Annotated in this window: 17 protein-coding genes; 5 read left to right on the top strand and 12 right to left on the bottom strand. The window is 68.4% G+C overall.

Annotation, left to right across the window (positions count from 1 at the left end; genetic code table 11):
- Positions 1-158: 158 nt before the first annotated feature.
- On the bottom strand, positions 159-830 hold the full coding sequence (locus tag ACM6LR_RS11390) for a GntR family transcriptional regulator (RefSeq protein WP_414938725.1): 672 nt from the start codon (positions 828-830) through the stop codon (positions 159-161).
- Positions 827-2,260, bottom strand: coding sequence for an aldehyde dehydrogenase family protein (locus ACM6LR_RS11385; RefSeq protein WP_414943709.1), 1,434 nt, complete (start codon positions 2,258-2,260; stop codon positions 827-829). Before ACM6LR_RS11385 ends, ACM6LR_RS11390 begins: the two co-directional genes overlap by 4 nt.
- Positions 2,261-2,397: 137 nt before the next feature.
- Here ACM6LR_RS11385 and ACM6LR_RS11380 point away from each other — a divergent pair, with 137 nt between their 5' ends.
- Complete coding sequence (locus tag ACM6LR_RS11380) at positions 2,398-3,843, top strand: GMC family oxidoreductase (RefSeq protein WP_414938727.1); 1,446 nt, start codon at positions 2,398-2,400, stop codon at positions 3,841-3,843.
- Here the strand turns inward: ACM6LR_RS11380 and ACM6LR_RS11375 are convergent.
- The 3 genes from ACM6LR_RS11375 to ACM6LR_RS11365 form a co-directional block, all read right to left on the bottom strand.
- Positions 3,827-4,750 carry an alpha/beta hydrolase gene (locus ACM6LR_RS11375; RefSeq protein ID WP_414943708.1) on the bottom strand — a complete coding sequence of 308 codons (924 nt, stop codon included), beginning with the start codon at positions 4,748-4,750 and terminating at the stop codon, positions 3,827-3,829. The genes ACM6LR_RS11380 and ACM6LR_RS11375 overlap by 17 nt on opposite strands.
- Positions 4,747-5,706 (bottom strand): aldo/keto reductase, encoded by a 960-nt coding sequence (locus tag ACM6LR_RS11370; protein WP_414943707.1) that lies wholly within the window; start codon positions 5,704-5,706, stop codon positions 4,747-4,749. The genes ACM6LR_RS11375 and ACM6LR_RS11370 overlap by 4 nt, the downstream gene beginning before the upstream one ends.
- Positions 5,707-5,891: 185 nt before the next feature.
- A complete protein-coding gene (locus ACM6LR_RS11365; protein WP_414938730.1) occupies positions 5,892-6,995 on the bottom strand; it encodes a zinc-binding dehydrogenase in 1,104 nt (367 codons plus the stop codon).
- A 49-nt stretch (positions 6,996-7,044) separates the two neighbouring features.
- On the opposite strand from ACM6LR_RS11365, the gene ACM6LR_RS11360 reads away from it, so the two are divergent.
- The gene (locus ACM6LR_RS11360; RefSeq protein WP_414938731.1) at positions 7,045-8,424 is read left to right on the top strand and encodes an amidohydrolase; all 1,380 of its coding nucleotides are present in this window, start codon (positions 7,045-7,047) and stop codon (positions 8,422-8,424) included.
- On the opposite strand, the gene ACM6LR_RS11355 is transcribed toward ACM6LR_RS11360, so the two are convergent.
- Positions 8,341-9,057, bottom strand: a complete 717-nt coding sequence (locus tag ACM6LR_RS11355; protein WP_414939145.1) for an SDR family NAD(P)-dependent oxidoreductase — start codon at positions 9,055-9,057, stop codon at positions 8,341-8,343. The genes ACM6LR_RS11360 and ACM6LR_RS11355 overlap by 84 nt on opposite strands.
- Before the next feature lie 69 nt (positions 9,058-9,126).
- Between ACM6LR_RS11355 and ACM6LR_RS11350 the strand changes: the two genes are divergently transcribed.
- Positions 9,127-10,068, top strand: a complete 942-nt coding sequence (locus ACM6LR_RS11350; protein WP_414938732.1) for an aldo/keto reductase — start codon at positions 9,127-9,129, stop codon at positions 10,066-10,068.
- A 243-nt stretch (positions 10,069-10,311) separates the two neighbouring features.
- On the opposite strand, the gene ACM6LR_RS11345 is transcribed toward ACM6LR_RS11350, so the two are convergent.
- From ACM6LR_RS11345 to ACM6LR_RS11325, 5 genes are all read right to left on the bottom strand, one after another.
- On the bottom strand, positions 10,312-10,965 hold the full coding sequence (locus tag ACM6LR_RS11345) for an alpha/beta fold hydrolase (protein ID WP_414939146.1): 654 nt from the start codon (positions 10,963-10,965) through the stop codon (positions 10,312-10,314).
- A 75-nt stretch (positions 10,966-11,040) separates the two neighbouring features.
- Positions 11,041-11,961 (bottom strand): ABC transporter permease, encoded by a 921-nt coding sequence (locus ACM6LR_RS11340; RefSeq protein WP_414938733.1) that lies wholly within the window; start codon positions 11,959-11,961, stop codon positions 11,041-11,043.
- Positions 11,958-12,902, bottom strand: a complete 945-nt coding sequence (locus tag ACM6LR_RS11335) for an ABC transporter permease (RefSeq protein WP_414938734.1) — start codon at positions 12,900-12,902, stop codon at positions 11,958-11,960. Before ACM6LR_RS11335 ends, ACM6LR_RS11340 begins: the two co-directional genes overlap by 4 nt.
- Positions 12,899-14,479 carry an ABC transporter substrate-binding protein gene (locus ACM6LR_RS11330; RefSeq protein ID WP_414938735.1) on the bottom strand — a complete coding sequence of 527 codons (1,581 nt, stop codon included), beginning with the start codon at positions 14,477-14,479 and terminating at the stop codon, positions 12,899-12,901. The genes ACM6LR_RS11335 and ACM6LR_RS11330 overlap by 4 nt, the downstream gene beginning before the upstream one ends.
- Entirely contained in the window at positions 14,476-16,218 is a 1,743-nt protein-coding gene (locus ACM6LR_RS11325; RefSeq protein ID WP_414943706.1) for a dipeptide ABC transporter ATP-binding protein, read from the bottom strand. The genes ACM6LR_RS11330 and ACM6LR_RS11325 overlap by 4 nt, the downstream gene beginning before the upstream one ends.
- A gap of 234 nt (positions 16,219-16,452) precedes the next feature.
- On the opposite strand from ACM6LR_RS11325, the gene ACM6LR_RS11320 reads away from it, so the two are divergent.
- Together ACM6LR_RS11320 and ACM6LR_RS11315 are read left to right on the top strand one after the other, a co-directional pair.
- Entirely contained in the window at positions 16,453-17,439 is a 987-nt protein-coding gene (locus ACM6LR_RS11320) for a methyltransferase dimerization domain-containing protein (RefSeq protein WP_414943705.1), read from the top strand.
- A 3-nt stretch (positions 17,440-17,442) separates the two neighbouring features.
- A complete protein-coding gene (locus ACM6LR_RS11315) occupies positions 17,443-18,372 on the top strand; it encodes an alpha/beta hydrolase (protein WP_414943704.1) in 930 nt (309 codons plus the stop codon).
- Between the two features lie 92 nt (positions 18,373-18,464).
- Here the strand turns inward: ACM6LR_RS11315 and ACM6LR_RS11310 are convergent, their stop codons facing one another.
- Positions 18,465-19,052, bottom strand: a complete 588-nt coding sequence (locus ACM6LR_RS11310) for a TetR/AcrR family transcriptional regulator (RefSeq protein WP_414938739.1) — start codon at positions 19,050-19,052, stop codon at positions 18,465-18,467.
- Between the last annotated feature and the right edge of the window lie 2 nt (positions 19,053-19,054).

Here is a 19,054-nt window from a genome sequence, read left to right as displayed (position 1 = left end):
GTGAAGGACTCCTTGAGGGACCCAGAGTCCCTCAAGGAGTCCTTCACGGATTCGGAACACTCGGCCGGTCGGATGGGTCGGGTCTCGTGAGTACTGCCACCGACGGCGGACGAGAAGGAACTTTCCGTGCGCTTCTACGCGTTCCCGCCGCCGGGCGCCTAGGGATGCCGCCAGGCCAGGAACGTCTCCAGCGTCGTCAGCCGGTGCTCCCGCACCGCCAGTTCGATCTCCCCGGCAGGCGCGTTCCTGTCGAACAGGTCGAGGATGTTCTGGTGCTCCTGCACGGATTCGTGCGCGCGGCCGGGGACGAAGCTGAACGTCGACGTGCGCAGTCCGGCCAGCCGGTTCCAGCCGCGGTTGACCAGGTCGAGCACCTGGGGATTGGGGCAGGTGCCGAACAGGACACGGTGGAAGTCGCGGTTCAGCGCGGTGAACCGCGACGGCTCGAAGTTGTCGAGGCAGGCGGTCAGTTCCGCGTTGAGTCCTTTCGCCTCCTCGAGTGCCTTGCCGGGCAACGACGGCGCCGCCAGCGCGGCGGCGTAGCCCTCGACCAGCGCGAGCGTCTGCATGGTGTGCTGGTAGTCGCTCTCGTCGGCCATCGCGACCTGCGCGCCGATGTTGTGCTCGTAGGTCACCAGCCCCTCGGCCTCCAGCCGCCGGACCGCCTCGCGCACGGGCACGGTGCTGACCCTGAGTTCCTGCGCGATCTGCCCGAACACGAGGCGGTAGCCGGGGGAGAAGGCGCCGTCGTCGATCCGCGCCTTGATCCAGTGGTAGGCGATCTGCGACTTGCTCATCGCGGTCGAGTTCACCGCGTCGCCAGCGGTCACGAGTAGTGCAGCCAGACGGACTTGATCTCGGTGTACGCGTCGATCGCCCACGGACCCATCTCGCGGCCCCAGCCCGACGCCTTGTACCCGCCCCAGGGCGCGGCCATGTCGGGGATCGGCGGCATGTTGACGAACACCGCGCCCGCCCGGATGCCGTTGGCGAACCGGTGCGCGACGCCGAGGTCACGGGTCCACACGGTGGCCGCGAGCCCGTACTCGGTGTCGTTCGCGCGGGCCAGCAACTCGTCCTGATCGTCGTAAGCGGTGACGGCGAGGACCGGGCCGAAGATCTCTTCGCGCATGATCGTCATGTCGTCGGCGACACCGGCGAACAACGTCGGCGAGTAGAAGTAGCCATCGCGATCAAGCGCTCGGCCGCCGGTGACCAGTTCCGCGCCCTGCTCGCGACCGGTCGAGACGAGGAAGTCCACGTGCTCGCGGTGCTTCGCGGAGACAAGGGGACCGAGCTGGGTGGACTCGTCCAGGCCCGGCCCCAGCTTGAGGCCCTCGAGCCCGGCGGCCAGTTTCGCGACGAACTCCTGCTCGCGTTCGCGGTCCACGAAGAACCGGGTGTAGGCGGCACAGACCTGTCCGCTGTTCAGCGTCGCGCCCGCGAGGTTACCCGCGACGGCGGCGTCGATGTCGGCGTCCGAGGCGATGATGCTGGGTGCCTTGCCGCCGAGTTCGAGGGTGAGCCGTTTCAGGTTCGACTCCGCGCTCGCCGCCGTGATCAGCTTCCCGACCGCGGTCGACCCGGTGTAGGACAGGTGGTCGACGTCGCCGTGCCCGCTCAGGAGCGCGCCCACCGTGCCGTCGCCGGTGACCAGGTTGACCACGCCCGGCGGGAACCCGGCCTCGTCGACCAGCTCCACCAGCCGGATGCTGGTCAGCGGCGTGACCTCGCTGGGCTTGATCACCACGGTGTTGCCGGTGGCCAAGGCGGGCGCGAGCTTCCACACCAGGATCATCAGCGGGAAGTTCCACGGCGTGATCAGCGCGTTCACCCCGACCGGCTCACGGCGCGTGTAGTGCAGCGTGTCCGGGAAGGACACCGGGTTGGTGGTGCCCTGGATCTTGGTCACCCAGCCCGCGAAGTACCGCAGGTGCTCGGCCGAGCCGGTGACGCTGACCTGGCGGGAGATGCCGATCGGCTGGCCCTGGTCGCGTGTCTCGAGCGCGGCCAGCTCCTCGTGGTGTTTGTCGACCAGTTCCGCCAGCTTGAACAGCAGCGCGGCCCGCTGGACCGGCAGCAGTGCCGCCCAAGCGGGGTCGCTCAGTGCCTTCCTCGCGGCGCCGACCGCGGCGTCGACGTCGGCGGCCGACGCGGTGCCGACCTCCTCGATCACCTGGCCGGTGGCCGGATCGTACGTCGGCAGCGACCCGCCTCCGGCGGCGGTCCACTGTCCGTCGATGAACAGGCGTGTGGCCATGGCTAGCTCCTCCTCGACCGGTGTGTGATCGAGTATCGGGCGCCACATGGTCCCCGGTCTTGCCCGCCAGGGCACGCCGATTGTCGGCCAGCGAACCGAATCCGCCGGACGGCGTCCAGACTTGCGAGGGTGGGGACATGGACGTCATCGTGGTAGGAGCGGGTTCGGCCGGTTCGGTGGTCGCCAGGAGACTGGCCGACTCCGGGGCGTGGGTGACCCTGCTCGAGGCCGGCGGGCCGGACACCAACCCGGCCATCCACGACCCTTCGCGGGCGGGAGAGCTGTGGCACGGCCCGGAGGACTGGGGCTACCACACGGTGCCGCAGCCGCACGCGGCGAACCGGCGGCTGCACCTGCCGCGCGGCAAGGTGCTCGGCGGGTCGCATTCGCTCAACGCGATGATCTGGGTGCGCGGCGCCCCCGCCGACTACGACGGCTGGGAACTGCCCGGCTGGCGGTGGGAGGACGTGCGCCCGGTGTTCGAGCGGATCGAGAAGGATCTGCTCGACGTCGTGCCGAACGAGCCGCTGCACCCGATCCAACAGTCCATTGTGGACGCTGCCGTGCAGTCGGGCCTGCCGTTCAACCCGGACTACAACGGCGACGACCTCGACGGCGTCTCGATTCAGCGTGTCACCACGCGGGACGGGAAACGGCTCAACACCTGGCTCGCTTACGGGCAGCCCGCCGCCGGGCGGATGACCGTCCACACGGAAGCTTTTGTGCACCGGTTGCTGATCGAGGGCACCAAGGTGACCGGGGTGCTGGCGGAGGTCGACGGCGAACTGCGCAAGGTCTTCGCCGACGAGGTCGTGCTCGCCGCGGGCGCGCTGGCCTCGCCCGCGATCCTGCTCCGCAGCGGCATCGGACCGGTCGACGAACTGGACGTGCACGGCATCGACGTCGTCGCCGAACTACCGGGGGTGGGGCGGAACCTGCACGACCACCTGCTGTGCCCGGTCATCTTCGCGACCGACCGCCGTGAGGTCGAGCCACCCGCGCCCGGCCGCTCGGTGACGCAGACCCACCTGTTCTGGCGCAGCCGTCCCGGCCTGGAAGTGCCCGACACCCAGCCGATCCACTTCAGCGTGCCGATGTACGAATCTTGGATGACCGGCCCGGAGACCGGGTTCTCGCTGATGGCGGGCATGGTCACGCCGCGCAGCCGGGGCAGCCTGCGGCTCTCGGGGCCGAACCCGCTCGACGAACCGCTGATCGACCTCGCCGCGCTGGAAGACCCGGCCGACTTCGAGAGCCTGGTCGCTTCGGTGGAGCAGTGCCGGGAGATCGGCCGGGCGGCCGCGCTGGCCGAGGATTGGGGCGCCCGCGAGCTGTATCCGGGGCCCGGCGCCGATGTCCGCGAGTACGTCCGGCGGACCGCCATCACCTACCACCACCAGGTCGGGACCTGCCGGATGGGCACCGACGAACTGGCGGTGGTCGATCCGGAACTGGCCGTGCACGGGATCAGCGGGCTCCGGATCGCCGACGCGTCGGTGCTGCCGCGGGTGACCACGGGCAACACCAACGCGCCGGCGGTGCTGGTCGGCGAACAAGCCGCTCGGTTCATGCTCGGCCGATAGTGCGGCGCAGCCAGGAGGCCCGGGCGGCCAGCGCGGCCCGGGTCACCTCGCTGTCCGGGGCGATCCGGTCGAAACCGTGATACGCGCCCGCCCAGACATGCAGTTCGGTGGGTACTCCCGCTCGCCAGAGGCGCCGCGCGTAGTCGACGTCCTCGTCGCGGAAGATCTCGGCCGCGCCGACCTCGATGAAGGCGGGCGGGAGCCCGGTGAGGTCGGCCGCGGTCGCCGGGACGGCGTAGGGCGAGGTCTGTCCATTGAGGAGGGATCGCCAGCCGAACTCGTTGGCTTCCCGGCCCCAGACGCCCCGTTCGGCGAATTCCACCGTGGACGGAGAATCGTTGCCACTGTCGATCATCGGGCACAGCAGCAGCTGGCCTGCCAGCGCCGGTCCGCCGCGATCCCTGGCCAGCAAGGCGATGCCAGCGCTGAGCCCGCCACCCGCGCTGCCGCCGCCGACGATCAGTTTCGCCGGATCGAAGCCGAGTTCACCGGCATTCTCGGCCATCCAGGTCAAGCCCGCGTAGCAGTCTTCGAGTGGCGCCGGATGCGGGTGTTCGGGTGCGAGCCGATAGTCCACGGTCACCGCGACAAAGCCGAAACTTTCGACGAGCGCGACCATCCGGGGCAGGTCGGCGAACCGGTTGTCCAGCACCATGCCGCCGCCGTGGATGTTGTAGAACCCCGGCGCGCCCTTGGCATCCCGGGGCTTGACGACGGTGACGACGACGTCGGTGCCGGGCACGGACCGGTCCTCCCAGACGAGGTCCCGGTCGCCGATCGCCTCGGCGCAGGTCAGGTTCCCGTCGGCCAGCGCCTTCCGCACGCTCGCCAGCGACTCGGCGCTGACCGGGGGGCCGGACGGCAGGCCTTCCAGGGCTCCGGCGAGTTCGGGGTCGAAGGTCGTCACGGGCCCTCCGGGTCGACGCTGTCGCGGTCCGCCCAGAACGGTTCGACCAGCTCGCGCAGCTGCTTCGCGCCGACGCGTTCGACGAGGTCGACAGCGCCGAGATTGTCCTTGAGCTGACCGGTGCTGGTCGCGCCGAACAGGGTGGTGGTGTTCGCCGGGTGGGTGAGGGTGAAGGCAAGGCACAGCTGAGCCGCCGTCACGCCGAGATCGCCCGCGATCTTCGCGAGTTCCGGTGCGGAGGAAGCGATGCGCTCGCGGATGCCGCCGGGATCGCGGCCGACCTGACGCGCGCCGCTGTTCTTGCCCAGCAGGAACCCGCCCTCGAAGATGTCCGAAGACTGGAGCGTGACCCCGAGTTCGCCGAAGACCTGCTTGAAGGGTTCACCATCCGGAATGGACCGCCGGGCGACGCTGTACTTCAGCTGTGCGATGGCGGGGCCGGGGACGCTCTCTCGCGCGGCGAAGTCGTGCAGGGCGCGGATGGTGGTGGCGGACCAGTTGTTCACGCCCCACTGCCCGATGAGCCCGGCCTCACGGAGTTCGTTCAAATCCAGCACGAGCCGGTGCAGATCGGTGTCGTCACGCCGGAGGTCACCCAGCACCACCAGATCGGCGTGCTCGACCCCGGCGCGGAACAGCGCGTTGTCCAGCTGATCGCGCAGGTTGTGCTCCGGATAGCCCTCCAGCCACAGCTTGGCCGAAAGCAGGTAGTCCTCGCGTTTGATCCCGGCCGCGCGGACCATCGCGGAGAACAGCACGTCGGTGTAGACCGGGGTGGCGCCGGGGAACCCGTAGACGCCGACGTCGAAGAGCGTGATCCCGGAATCGACGGCGGTGCGGACCAGGTTCACCGCCTCTCGGAAGTCCATCCGGTCGTAGGTGTGCCAGGAACCGAGCGAGAGCACGCCGGTGAGCGGGCCGTCGCGGCCGATGCGGCGCTGGGGGATGACGGACACGGAAGTCTCCTAGGAACAGGTGGCGGAGCAGAGGTGTGATCGGGAAAGTGCCCGTACGCGTGAACCCGCCTCGGCCAAAGGCCCCGCTATCGCGGTGGAAGGGCGCCCTTCCTCCTGACTTGACTTGGATCTACGGGCTGGCGGCCTGCCGACGTCGATCGCGGTCGCGGGTTCACCGACAACCACTAGGGAAGGCGGGGATCGATGACGGCTTTGAGTTCGCCGAGCCGCGACATCGACTCGACGCTGCGGGAAGCTTCGGAAAGCCCGACAGGTGCGCTGAAGAGTTCGTCCCATGGCAGCCGGTCGGCGAACGTGCGGAAGAAGTCCACCGAGCGGTGGTAGTCGGCGATGTCGCCGTTGAGCGAGCCGGCGACCGTGAGCTCCTTGCCCATCACGGTGCCCAGCGCCACGGGGGAGGGCGCGGGGCCGGTCGAGCCGACGATCGCGATCGTGCCGCGTTGCGCCGCGAAGGCCACGGCCTCTTCGCCGATGGTCGGCCCGCCTGCGAAGTCGAAGACGTGGTCGGCGCCGCGGCCGCCGGTGAGTTCCTTGACCCGCTCGATGCGGTCTTCGGCGGTGCCGTCGACCGGAATCGTCGCGGTGGCACCGAAACGTTCGGCGGTCTCCAGCCGATCGGCGGGTCCGCCGATGGTGATCACGTCACCCGCGCCGGAGATCCGCGCGACGGCGGTGGCGAACACGCCCAACGCGCCGGCACCCTGGACCACGACTGTCGCACCGGGACGGATCCCGCCCGACCGCGAGACGGCCCGCAGTACGGTTTTGCCCGCACAGCCGGACATCGAGGCCCAGGTGTCCTTGACGTCGTCCGGGAGCAGGAGCTTGGCCGCGCCAGGGGTCACGTAGCAGTACCGGACGAGACCGCCGGTGGCGTACGGGAAGACGTCGGAACGCTGGAGAAAGCCGTATCCACGCTTCTCACAGGCGACCGGCTCGCGCAGGATCGTGCAGCCGTGACACTTTCCACAGGTCGACTCGGACCAGCCGATGCGGTCGCCCTCGGTGATCTCCCGGCCGAGGGTGTCGGTGGTACCCGGTCCGACGGACACCACCTCGCCGACCATTTCGTGACCCAGCACCATCGGGAGCATGCCGGGGAAGGTCATCTGGCCCGACCAGATGTGTACGTCGGTGCCGCACAGGGTGGTGCAGGTGATCCGGACCAGCGCGGCGCCCGGTTCCGGTTCGTCCGGCAGCGGTAGTTCCCGCAGGGTGAGCGCGGAGCCGTGTTCGGTGAGCACCGCCGCTTCGGTTCTGTTGACCATCTTTTTAGTCTACAGTTGTAGGAGAAAAAGTCCAGATCCTGGAGGAACCATGCCGTCGCAACGTATTCGCCCCGCATCGCTCGTGGTCCGCGGCGGCCCGATCCTCACCTTCGACCCGGCGGGCACCGTCGTGCGGGCGATGGCGGCGCGCGACGGCCGGATCGTCGCCGTCGGCGATGTCGCCTTGGATCACGTCGGCCCGGAGACCGAGGTGATCGAGCTGGCCGGCAGGACCGTTTTGCCCGGTATCAACGATGCGCACCTCCACGCGACCTGGCTCGGTGCCCGATGGCCGGACACGCTCATCGGTGGTGCGGGATTCACCGGGGGAGAAGAGAAGACAGTGCGCACCGCGGCCGAACGGCGAGCCGCCATCCTGCGCGCGGGCGATCTGTGCGCGTCACTCGGCATCACGAGTTACACCGAGCCCGGCCTGGGCCCTGGTGAAACGGGCTGCTTCGGGGCCGAGGTGCTGGAGGAGTACGCGGCGTTGGCCGCGGAAGGACTTCTGCGCGCGAGGGTGACCGCGCTGCGGTTGTTCGGCCTGCTCGACGGCGTCAGCTCGCTGGCGGACTTCGAGCGTGGGCTGGCGACACCGTCACCGGCCGCGGATCCGTTGTGGCTCACCGTGCCCGGGGTGAAGATCTTCGCCGACGGGATCCCGCCGATGCGGTCCGCGTGGACACATCACTGCTACGCCGACGGTTCGCACGGCGCCCTGCTGGTGGACGGCGACGACGATCCCGCGCGCGCGGGCAATCTCGCCGCCATGATCGACTTGGCCCACGCTGCCGGGATGGTGGTCGCGGTGCACGCCACGGGGGATCGCAGCATCGAGGCCGCGCTCGGGTCGCTCCGCCGGGGTGACCATCTGGTGCACGGGGACCTGGTGACGGCGGAGCAGCTGGCGCGGATGGCCTCGGCGGGGGTCGGTCTGACCACACAGCCCGCGATCGCGGTGGCGATGCGGGGCATGCTGTCGGACGCCCTCGGTGCCGAGGTCGGCGCCCGCGCGTGGCCACTGGCGGAAATGCTGGAGTCGGGTGTCGCGCTGACGTTGAGCAGTGACGCGCCGGTGGTCACCCCGGACTGGCGGGTGCACATCGCCGCGGCCGCCCGGATGCTGGAAGCGTCCGAAGTGGACGCCGCACTGATGACCCGGCTTCTGCGCTGTTACACGGTCGAGGCCGCTCGTCAGGACGGGTCGGCGGAGTGGAAGGGCTCGCTGACCGTGGGTCGCGTCGCCGACTTCTGTGTGCTGGCGAGGAATCCGCTGGAGGTCGCGTTCGCGGACCTGCCGGACGTCGGTGTCGAACTCACCGTGTCCGGCGGCCGCGTCGTCCACTCAGGTGAGCAGTTGCCCGCCGTCGACCTGGAGGCTCACCCCGGTGAGATGGCCGGCGTCGGCGGAGGCGAGGAACAGGACTGACGGCACCACGTCGGCGACGGAAGCGATGGTTCCCAACGGAATCCTCGCTTCCCACGCCGCGCGGGCGGCGGTGTCCGACGCGAATCCGGCGGTCATCGGTGTGAGTACCGGGCCGGGTGCGACGGCGTTGACCCTGATGCCGTGGGGTGCCAGTTCGAGCGCGGCGGAGCGGGTGAGCGCCTCGACCGCGGCCTTGGTGGCCTCGTAATGGCCGAGCCCGGGGGTCGGCTGACGGGCGCCGATGGAGGTGATGTTGACGATGGAACCGCGGGTGCCCGCTTCGAGCATCCGCGCGCCGACCGCGCGGGTCATCAGGAAGGTGCCGCGGAAGTTCACCCGCATGCACAGGTCGAAGACGCCGATGTCCAGTCCCACCAACGGGCCGCCGCCTCCGGCGAGGCCGGCGTTGTTGACCAGGACCTCCACGGGGCCGAACCGGCCGGTGATCAGCGCCAGTGCCGCGTCGACCGACCCTGGGTCGGAGATGTCGAGTTCGACGTGTTCCGCGCCGAGTTCACCGGCCAGGTCGTGGGCCGCACGCGCGTCGACGTCGGCGATGACCACGCGGTCGCCCGAGGACTGGAAGGCTTCGGCGACTCCGCGGCCGATGCCACTGGCGCCGCCGGTCACCACTACGAGTCTCTTGTTCATTCTACGATCGTAGACTAAAAATGGTTTCTGTTGCCAGCGAAAGGAAATCTCGTGTACGAGAAGCAGAACGGGCTGGGCTTCGCCACTTCGTCACTCAGCCTGGGATCCTGGAACACGTGGGACCGGATGACTTTCGACGAGGCGGTGCGCCTGATCCGGCACGCGATCGACGCCGGGGTCACGCTGTTCGACGTGGCCCACTACAACATGGGACCGCATTCCGAACAGTCGCGCACGGATCTCCTCTTCGGCGAGGCCGTCCGAGCCGCCGGGATCAACCGCGACGACTATCAGCTGTGCGGGAAACTCTGGCTCTGGGACTACCCGAACACCGGTTTCGCCGAGCAGCTCGCGACCTCTTTCGACCGGATCGGCGTCGACCGCGCGGAAGCGGTCGTGGTCGGCGACTACTTCGAGCGGCCCGACATCTCGCGGATCGTCACCGAGGTGGCCGAACAGATCCGCCTCGGCCGGTTCGACGTGTGGGGCGTGAACAACTGGCTCGCTTCGGATCTCGACCGAGCGCTGGACTTCGCTTCGCAAGAGGGGCTTCCGGCGCCGACTTTCGCCCAGCTGAAGTACAGCATCGCGCGGCGCTCGATGGCTGAAGGTCCTTTCTACGGCCCGCATTTCGAGTCCGGACGGCTGGCCTTGCAGGCGTCGGACATTTTCGAGGGCGGGGTGCTGCTCGGCAAGACCCCGGACCGGAAGATCGGCGCGGACCCCGGCGGTATCCGTGAGTCGATCCGGGCGGCCGCCTCGCGTGTCGCACAGGTCGCCGGGGAGTTCGGAGTGAGTCCTTCGCGGCTGGCGATCGCGTTCTGTCTCGCCTACGCGCCGGTGGCGAACGTGTTGTTCGGGGTGAGCCGCTTCGAGCAACTAGAGGACAACTTGGGCGCGGTTCGGCTGGCGTCCGAGCATGGTGCGGCGGTGCGGGACGCGCTCGAGGACCTCTGGCTTGACCGCTCGGTCGCCGCCGATGGCACCCTCTGACGCCTGTCGCATGTGCAAGGAAGGACGCTTTCATAGCGAAATTTGCTATGAAAGCGTCCTTCCTTGCACGTCCGCAGTGGTACTGGTGTGCGCCGGTCCGTGATGTCCAGCGGCCGTGTCGCGAAAGCCACTTTGGGGACATCAGGCGTCCCCAAAGTGGCTTTCGCGACACCCGGAAGGGGCTCCTGGGCCCGACCCAAATCGCCACCGACGGCACCTCGGCACAGGCGCGAAACTAAGTCCCTACCCGAAGAACTCCCGCACGGCGGCCTTGAACTCCGGGCTCCGCAGTGCCCCACCGTGATCCCCTGGCACCCGTACCAGCGTGGCCCCCGGCACCAGCTCGACCAGCGTCTCGATGCCCTGACTCACCGGATCATCGGTACCGGCCACGAACCGCGTCGGCACCGTGACGGCACCCGCGACCGGGGCGAACGGCTCGGCGCGCAGATCCTCGATGCACCGCGCGAGCGCGGCCGGATTCCGGCCCGGCGCGGTGATCATGTGCGCGATCATCCCGGTCAGCGGATCGGACGGCGCCTTGCCGCCGTCGGCGAACGCCAGCGCGGCCGCGACATCGACGGCGCCGAAAGGCTCGAACGGGCTCACGCCGGCCAGCACGAGCCGCCGCACCGGCGCCTGGGCGGGCAGGTCCCAGGACAACCGGGCACCCAGCGAGTATCCGACGACGTCCACTTCGGACAGCGTCCCGACGAGCCGGGTGAGTTCGGCGGTGATCGCCTTGGCGCCCAGTGAGCCCGCGGGCGCCGGGCTGGAGCCGTGAGCGGGCAGGTCGGGCACGAGCACCTCGCGACCCGCGGCGATGAGTGCGGCGGGCCATCCCGTGGTGATCCAGTCGGTGTGCCCGTCGGAGGCGAATCCGTGCACCAGCAGTATCGGTGGTCCCGAGACGACCTCGGGGGTGAACCGGCGCACGGCCAGAGAAGTAGTGGCAGACAACGGAATCCTTTCTCAGCTGCCGGAGGGGCGGCGGGTGCGCAGGCGCTGCATCTCGCTCAGCGTCCGAGCGCGGGCGTCGACGGCGATCCGCAGCGACGATCCGATGAGGTTCAGCAGGAACACGCACACCATGATCGTCACGCCGGGCGCGATCACCAGCCAGGGCGCCTGCACCAGGTATGACCGCCCTTCGGCGATCATGTTGCCCCAGGTCGGGGTCGGGGGAGCGATACCGAGGCCGAGGAAGCTCATCGCGCCGTCGACCAGCATCGCGGCCGCCGACAGGATCACCACCTGCACCAGTGCCAGCGGCAGCACGTTCGGGAACACGTGGACGACGAGGATCTTCCCCTTGCTCATTCCCGAGACCCGCGCCGCGCCGATGTACGCCCGGCCGGCGATGCCGAGCACCCGGCTGCGGATGACGCGGGCGGTGAACGGCGTGAAGATCACCGTCAGTGCGATCAGTTCGGTCCAGATGCTCGCGCCGAGCGAGATCGCCAGCGCCATCGCCAGGATGATCGCCGGAAACGACATCCAGGCGTCCATCACCCGCATCAGCACCGCGTCCGCCGCCCGGAAGAACCCGCTGATCAGCCCGATCACGAGACCGGTGAAGGCCGCGCACAGAGTGATGAGGGCCGACAACCCGAGCGACGCCCGCCCACCGGAGACCAGCCGGGCGAGCACGTCACGGCCGATCGAGTCCGTGCCGAGGGGATGCGCGGCCGACGGCGGCAGGAGCCGGTTGACCGGGTCGGTCGCGCTCACGCTGGGCAGGAAGAACGGCAGCACGAGCACGGCCAGGACGATCAGCGCCAGCAGCGCGGTGGTGATGATCAGCATCCGGTTGCGCCGGAACAGTTTGGCCGCGCGACCGGCCGAGGGTACTGCACGCACCGACGGCGTCTTTTCCACCAGAGCCACGCTCACGACACACGCACCTTCGGGTCGAGCAGCGCGTACGACAGGTCCACCAGCAGGTTGACCAGTACGAACAGCACCGCGACGAACAGCGTCACACCCTGGATCAGCGGGAAGTCCCGAGTGGACACCGCGCCCATCAGCAGATGGCCGAGCCCTGGCACGACGAAGATGGACTCGATGATCACGATCCCGCCGACCAGCATGGCGAAGTTGCTGCCCAGCTGGGTGATCAGCGGCATCAGCGCGTTCGGCAGGACATGTTTGGTCATGACCTGCCGCTCCGACAGTCCCTTGACCCGCGCGGTGCGCAGATACGCCAGCGGAAGCTCGCCGAGCAGGCTTTCGCGCAGGGTGAGCACGAACAACGCGGTCTGCCCGATGATCAGTACGGTCAGCGGCAGCATCAGCGCGGGCACCGCCGTCGCCGGATCGGTGAACAGGTTTTCGTACCCGCTGGAGGGGAACCAGCGCAGTGTCACCGAGAACACCAGCACGAGCATCAGCGAGATCCAGAAGTCCGGCATCGCCATCCCCAGTGCGGACAGCCGGTCGAGCAGCCGCGCCACCGGATTGCGTGGTGACACTGCTTGCCAGGACGTGATCGCGACCGAGAGGAAGAAACTGATCACCGTGGACAGCACGGCCAGTGTCAGCGTCGGCAGGATGTGGTCGGCGACCACGCCGAGCACCGGCGCGTGGTAGGTGATCGACGTGCCGAAGTCGCCCTGCAGCACGTTTCCGGCCCAGCCGAGGTACTGTTCCCACAGCGTTCCGTTCAGTCCCATGCTCTCCCTCAACGCGTCCACATCGGATGGACGCGCCGTTGGGCCGAGGATGGCCTGCGCCGGGTCGCCGGGGATCAGCCGGATGACGAAGAACATCATCGTCCCGACGATCACCAGGATGATCACCAGATCGCGCAGCCTGCGCAGCAGCAGACCGGTCATGATGCCAGCCAGGTGTTCCAGAAGACACGGTAGAAGTCGCCGTAACCCTTGAGCTTGGGGGAATAGGCCGCGTACAGCTTGGACTGGCTCAGCGTGATCACCGACAGCTGCTTCCAGGTGAACGCCTGCAGCTTGTCCACCACCGCCTTGGCCTGCTCCGGCGTGGTCGAGGCGTTGAACTCGGCCATGAGCCCGTCCAGTTCGGGTGAGGAAGACCCGTTCAGCGTGCCGAGGGTGAGCGCGGGCATCTGCGCGGGCGAGGTCAGCGCCGAGTCGAAGAACAGCGTGGTGATGTCCCAGCCGCCCGGCTCTTTCGTCAGGGTGCCCAGCATCGTGGCGAAGTCGAAGGTGTCGATCTTGGTGTTGATGCCGATCTTCGACAGGCTGTCCTGGATCAGCACGGCCCATTTGCCGAACTCGGGGTAGGAGCTGGTGGTGACGATGCGGATGGTCGCGCCCGCGGTGATCCCGGCCTCGGCCAGCAACTGCTTGGCCTTCTCCGGGTCGTGCTTCTTGTAGACCTCTTCGCCCGCGGTGGAATAGAACTGCTTGTTGTCCGGGGAGGCGAAGGCGCCGGTCTCGACGGTGAGGTCCTTGCTGCCGCCGGTGGCCGCGTTGATCGCGGGCTTGTCCAGCAACAGGTTCAGCGCCTCACGGGCACGGGGGTCGGCGAACTTCGAACCGGTGTTGAAGTTCGGGATGATCACATTGTCGTTGCCGCCGGGCAGGTTGTGCACGACCACGGCCGGGTTGTTGCGCAGCGTCTCGTACTGGTCGTTGGTGGGCATGATGTGCTCCCACTGCCCGGTCTGCAGGCCGTTGATCAGCGCGTCCTGGTCGGAGACCACCTTGTAGGTCACGGTGTCGAGGTACGCGTGCTTGGCGCCCGCCTGGCCGCCCCAGTCCTCTTCGGACCGGGATTTGTAGCCCTGGTTGCGCTCCAGCACCAGTTCACGGCCGATATCCCAGCTCTTCAGCTTGTACGGCCCGGTCCCGATCGCCTTGTCCTGACCGAACCCGGTCGGGGGGACACCGGTGAGGTTCTTCGCCTCGTAGATCTCCGTGCCCGCGCCGGCGAGTTCGTTGATCAGCGGATAGCGCGGCTGCTTGAGCTTGATGGTGACCGTTGCCGGATCGGCCGGGGTGATCGCCTCGATGTCCGGGGTGACCAGCTGACCGGTGCGGTGGACCTGCTGCCACCGCTTCAGGCTCGCCACGACGTCCTCGGACGTCAGCGGGTTGCCGTCGTGGAAGGTGACGCCCTGGCGCAGCTTGAAGGTGTAGGTGAGCCTGTCCGGGCTGGTGGTGAAGTCCTCGACCAGCATGGGCCGCGCGGTGAAAGCTCGGTCCACTTCGAACAGCTTCTCGTACATCATGTTGCCGATGTGCGCGGTCACCTGGCCGGGGTTGGCGACCATGTCGAGGGACTGCGGATCGGTGGGCACGGCGACGTTGAGGTTGCCGCCGGGCTTCGGGGGGCCGTCGGCGGCGCCACCGCCCGCCTGCTCTCCCATACACGAGCTGAGCAGCAGGACGGTCGCCACGCCGAGCGCGGCCGAGGTCAGGGTTCGTCTCATGGGTTCCGCACTCCAATTTCGGGGTTCGCCGCGAGCAGGCGGCGGGTGTACTCGTGCCGGGCGCGGAGCCGGATCTCTTCCGGGTCGCCGATTTCGATCAGTTCACCCCGGTACATCACGCCGATCCGGTCGGCGACCGAGAGCACCAGGCTGAGGTTGTGCGTGATGAACAGGAAGCTGAGCGCGCGGGTGCGCCGCAGGTCGAGCAGCAGGTTCATCACCTGACCCTGCACCGAGACGTCGAGCGCGGAGGTGGGCTCGTCGGCGACGATGAGGTCGGGTTCGGCCGCGATCGCGCGGGCGATCGAGACGCGCTGCCGCTGACCGCCGGAGAGCTGCGACGGCAGTTTCTTCGCGGTGTCCGAGGGGAGCCCGACCTCGTCGATCAGTTCGGTGACCCGGCGGTCCAGTTCGGCGCCGCGCAGGCCGGTGAGTTCCCGCAGCGGTTCGGCGATGATCCGGGCGGCGGAATGCCGGGGGTCGAGCGAGCTCTGCGGGTCCTGGAAGATGAGCTGTGCGCGGCGGCGGAACGAGCGCTCGTCGCCGTCGAGTCCGGACGGGGTGCACCGATGCTCGCCGAAGGTGATGGTGCCTCCGGTCGGCGTCTCCAGCGCGCTCACCAGACGGCCGAGTGTCGTCTTGCCCGAACCGGATTCCCCGACCAGGCCGAAGAACTCGCCTGGCGCGATCTCCAGTGACACGTCTTTGACCGCGTGCACCTCGGGCCGGCGGTTCAGCGAGAACCGCCCACGGCGTCCGTACACTTTGGACACCGAGTCGATGACGAGCGTGGTGCCCTCGCCCGCGTTCTCCGCTTTCGGGCGGCTCAGCGCCTTGGTCTCGGTCGCGATCGCCGATTCGCCGTTCATCGCGGCATCGAGGAGCGCTTCGGAGATGGTGGGGAAGCCGTCGCGCCTGCTCACCCCGAGTTTCGGCACGCAGTCGAGCAACGCCTTGGTGTAGGGATGCTTCGGCGCGTGCAGAATGTCCTCTTTGGACCCGAGTTCGACCAGTTCGCCGCGGTACATCACCGCGATCCGGTCGGCCACCTGCGCGGCCACGCCCATGTCGTGCGTGATGAAGACGCACGCGGTGCCGTGGTCGCGGCGGACGCGGTCGAACAGGGTGAGGATCTCCGCCTGGGTGGTCACGTCCAGGGCCGTGGTCGGCTCGTCGGCGATCAGCAGGCCCGGGTCGGCCATCAGCGCCAGCGCGATCATCACGCGCTGCTGCATCCCGCCCGACATCTGGTGCGGGTACAGGGAAAGCACCCGGTCGGTGTCGGTGAGGCCGACCTCCTTCAAGAGGCCTCGCGCCTTCCCCTCGGCCTCGCGGTGCAGCGGCGTTCCCTTGCGTGCGGCTTGGCGTGGCAGGGAACCGGGCTTGCGGTAGGCCTCGATCAGCTGCTTGCCGACTCGTTGACTCGGATTGAGCGAATCCAGCGCCTCCTGGAAGATCATCCCGATTCGCGGGCCGCGATAGGAGCGCATCTCATCGGCCGACAACCGGGTGAGGTCCACGCCGTCGACGGTGATCTCACCGCGGGTGAACACCGGCGCGACGAACTCCAGCAACCGGATGATCGACAAGGCCGTCACCGTTTTACCGCTGCCGGATTCGCCGACCACGCAGAGTGTCCGGCCTTGTTCGAGGTCGAACGAGAGTTCTCGGACCAGTTCGCGTTCGGTTTCGTCGGCGATCACGCCGACGGTCAGTTCTCGTAATTCGAGCAGGGTCATGATTCCCCTTTCCCGAGCCCGCCCGAAGCGGACCGCACAGCCGGGGAACGGGCCTCCGGCGGGGGTAGTTCTACGCATGTTGACACTGGGGGACGACACTGTCAATGGGTATATTCTACGAATGTAGGAAGTTGATATCCGGCAGGTTTTGCCTGGCAGCGGGCGGAAACTCGCGCTGGATTCTTTTGTCTACACCTGTAGACTCTCGGCGGAAACGAGCTAAGGAGGGCACCCGTGAGGGGGTCGACCAAGACTGCCGGTCCCGAGCGGATCGTGGACATCGCCGTGGGTTACATGGCGGCAAAGCAACTCTTCGCGGCGAGCCGGATCGGCTTGTTCACCGCACTCGCCGACGGGCCGCTGACGGCGGCGGAACTGGCGGGGAAGACCGGCAAACCACAAAAGATCACCCGTATTCTCGGTGACGCCATGTCATCACTCGGTCTGCTGTCCCGTGTGGACGGAAGGTACGAACTGGCCGCCGACGCGGCGGAGTACCTCGGTGGCGGAGACCTCGATCTGGCGCCGTTCCTGACCTTCCTCGACGCCATCAGCTATCCGCACTGGTTGCAGTTCGGTCACACCGCCGACAGCGGCGAGCCCGGCAAGCTGGAGATGGACGACGCGCGCTGGGGCACGTTCATGTCGGGCGTGATGACGTATAACGCCCTGCACGCGAAGATGCTGGCCGGCGCGTTCGATTTCGGCCCCCACCGGAAGCTGCTCGACCTCGGCGGACTGTCGAGCGCCTTCGCGGTCGAAGCCATGAAGACCAACGAAGAACTGCACACGACGTTCGTCTTCGATCCGGGCTTCACCGAGTCGGTCACCACCGCGGCGGCCGAGGCGGGGTTCGCGGACCGTGCGACCGTCGTCGGTGCGGAGACGCCCACCGCGCGCCCCGAAGGCGAGTTCGACCTGGTGATGGTCAATCACGTCGTCCACCGTTTCGACGCGAAGCAGAACGCGGAGATCCTGCGCAACGCCCGCGCGGCCGCCGCACCCGGCGCGCGACTGCTGCTGCTCGACTTCTTCCTCGACGCCGACGCGACCCAGCGGCCGATCGACGCGCTGCACGCGGGGGAGTACCTGGTGATCGACGGGACGGTCGTCTACCCGGAGGCCGAGGTCAGGGAATGGCTGAGCGGGGCGGGCTGGCGGGTCACCGACCGGCTCGCGCTGCCGGGCAGCCCGCGGGTCCTCGTCGCGGAAGCGGTGTGACCCGTGACCCTCGATCCCGCGGTCAAGGAGCTGCTCGCCCGCAGCGCGCCGCCCGAAGCGCCCGCTTTTCCGCCGACGGCCGCCGAGTTGCGTGCCGCTTTCGCCGCCTCGTGGCGACGCCCCGAAACGGTCGAAGAGGTCGCTTCGGTCACCGACCACGTCGTGCCTTCCGGCGTGCGGGTGCGGGTCTACCTGCCTGACGTCGTTTCGCCGGTGCCGGTCTTCGTGTGGATCCACGGCGGCGGGTGGACGATCGGCTCGATCGACGAGAACGAGGTCGCGTCACGGGCGGTGTGCAACGCGGCGAAGGTCGCCGTCGTGGCGGTGGACTACCGGCTCGCGCCGGAGGATCCGTTCCCGGCGGCGCCGGACGACTGCTACGCCGTCGTCGAATGGCTCGCCTCGGGTGGCGCGGGTCCTTTGGTCGACTCGGGACGGATCGCGATCGGCGGGGAGAGTGCCGGTGGAAATCTGTCCACGGTGGTCTCGATGATGTCCCGCGACCGAGGCGGTCCGCAGTTGGCCGCGCAGGTGCTGATCTGCCCGGTCTACGGTCACCCGGACGACGGTTTCCGGTCCTACACGGACTTCGCCGAAGGGTTCGGCATGACCGCCGGGGCGATGCGGTTCTTCTTCGATCAGTACGTGTCGGATCCGGCGCAACTGAACGATCCGTATCTGCTGCCGCTGCGGGCCGGCGACCTGACCGGGCTGCCGCCGGCGTTGGTGCTGACGGCCGAGTACGACGTCCTGCGGGACGAGGGCGAGGAGTTCGCGCGGCGCCTGACCGACGCCGGGACGAAGGTGGAGATGACGCGGTACTCGGGGCAGATCCACGGGTTCTACGGCCTGTACACCGATCTTCCGGCTTCGCCGCGCTCGCACGCGCACGTGGCGAGCTTCCTGAGCCGGGTGTTCGATCGCCGCGATTAGTGCTGCTGAAGGACGCTTTCCTCGCATGCGATGCGGGGAAAGCGCCCTTCACTGCGTGAGATGCGGGGAAAGTCCCCTTCAGCTCCCAGGCGTCAGGGGCGGCCCAGACGGGCGAAGAACGACTCCAGGTGTTGCCGCTGCAAGGCGATCGTCGAGAACTCTCCGGCGACCAGGCTCATCACGTTCGACCCGGCGTTGATCAGCACGACCTCGTCGACCAGTTGCTCATCCGGGGTCTCGGTGACGATGTCGCCGTCCTCCCGGCCCTCGGTGAGGTACCGGTGCAGCAGGCCCCGCCACGAGCGGATGTGCTCAAGGTACTTGTCCTGCAGTTTCGGGTTGGTCAGCGAGAGCTGCCAGAAGGTGAGCAGGACGCGCCCCGCGGCGATGCGGTCCTCGTCGATCGGCATCGACGAGACGCACAGCTCCCGGAGCGCGACCAGCCCGCGCAGTTCGTCCAGGTCCACGTACTCGCGCATCATGCCGAGCGCGCGTTCGTAGGTGGCCTGGATGATGTCTTCCTTGCTCGGGAAGTACAGCTTGAGCGCACCGTTGGCGAAGCCGGCGGCGGCCGCGATCTCACGCATGGTGGCGGCCTCGATCCCGCCCTGGGTGATCAGCTCCCAGGTGACGTCGACGATGTGACTTCGCCGCTCGTCGTGGTCGATGATCTTCGGCATCG

The sequence above is a fragment of the Amycolatopsis sp. cmx-11-32 genome (assembly GCF_047608695.1).
Classification (GTDB): domain Bacteria; phylum Actinomycetota; class Actinomycetes; order Mycobacteriales; family Pseudonocardiaceae; genus Amycolatopsis.
Note: the sequence above shows the minus strand (reverse complement) of the source record. Positions and strands in the feature narration are given on the sequence as shown.

Bases quoted from the DNA above. Each gene is read 5' to 3' on its own strand.
- ACM6LR_RS11385 (WP_414943709.1), bottom strand. From the start codon at position 2,260: ATGGCCACACGCCTGTTCATCGACGGACAGTGGACCGCCGCCGGAGGC.
- ACM6LR_RS11380 (WP_414938727.1), top strand. From the start codon at position 2,398: ATGGACGTCATCGTGGTAGGAGCGGGTTCGGCCGGTTCGGTGGTCGCC.
- ACM6LR_RS11365 (WP_414938730.1), bottom strand. From the start codon at position 6,995: ATGGTCAACAGAACCGAAGCGGCGGTGCTCACCGAACACGGCTCCGCG.
- ACM6LR_RS11360 (WP_414938731.1), top strand. From the start codon at position 7,045: ATGCCGTCGCAACGTATTCGCCCCGCATCGCTCGTGGTCCGCGGCGGC.
- ACM6LR_RS11335 (WP_414938734.1), bottom strand. From the start codon at position 12,902: ATGACCGGTCTGCTGCTGCGCAGGCTGCGCGATCTGGTGATCATCCTG.
- ACM6LR_RS11330 (WP_414938735.1), bottom strand. From the start codon at position 14,479: ATGAGACGAACCCTGACCTCGGCCGCGCTCGGCGTGGCGACCGTCCTG.
- ACM6LR_RS11325 (WP_414943706.1), bottom strand. From the start codon at position 16,218: ATGACCCTGCTCGAATTACGAGAACTGACCGTCGGCGTGATCGCCGAC.
- ACM6LR_RS11310 (WP_414938739.1), bottom strand. From the start codon at position 19,052: ATGCCGAAGATCATCGACCACGACGAGCGGCGAAGTCACATCGTCGAC.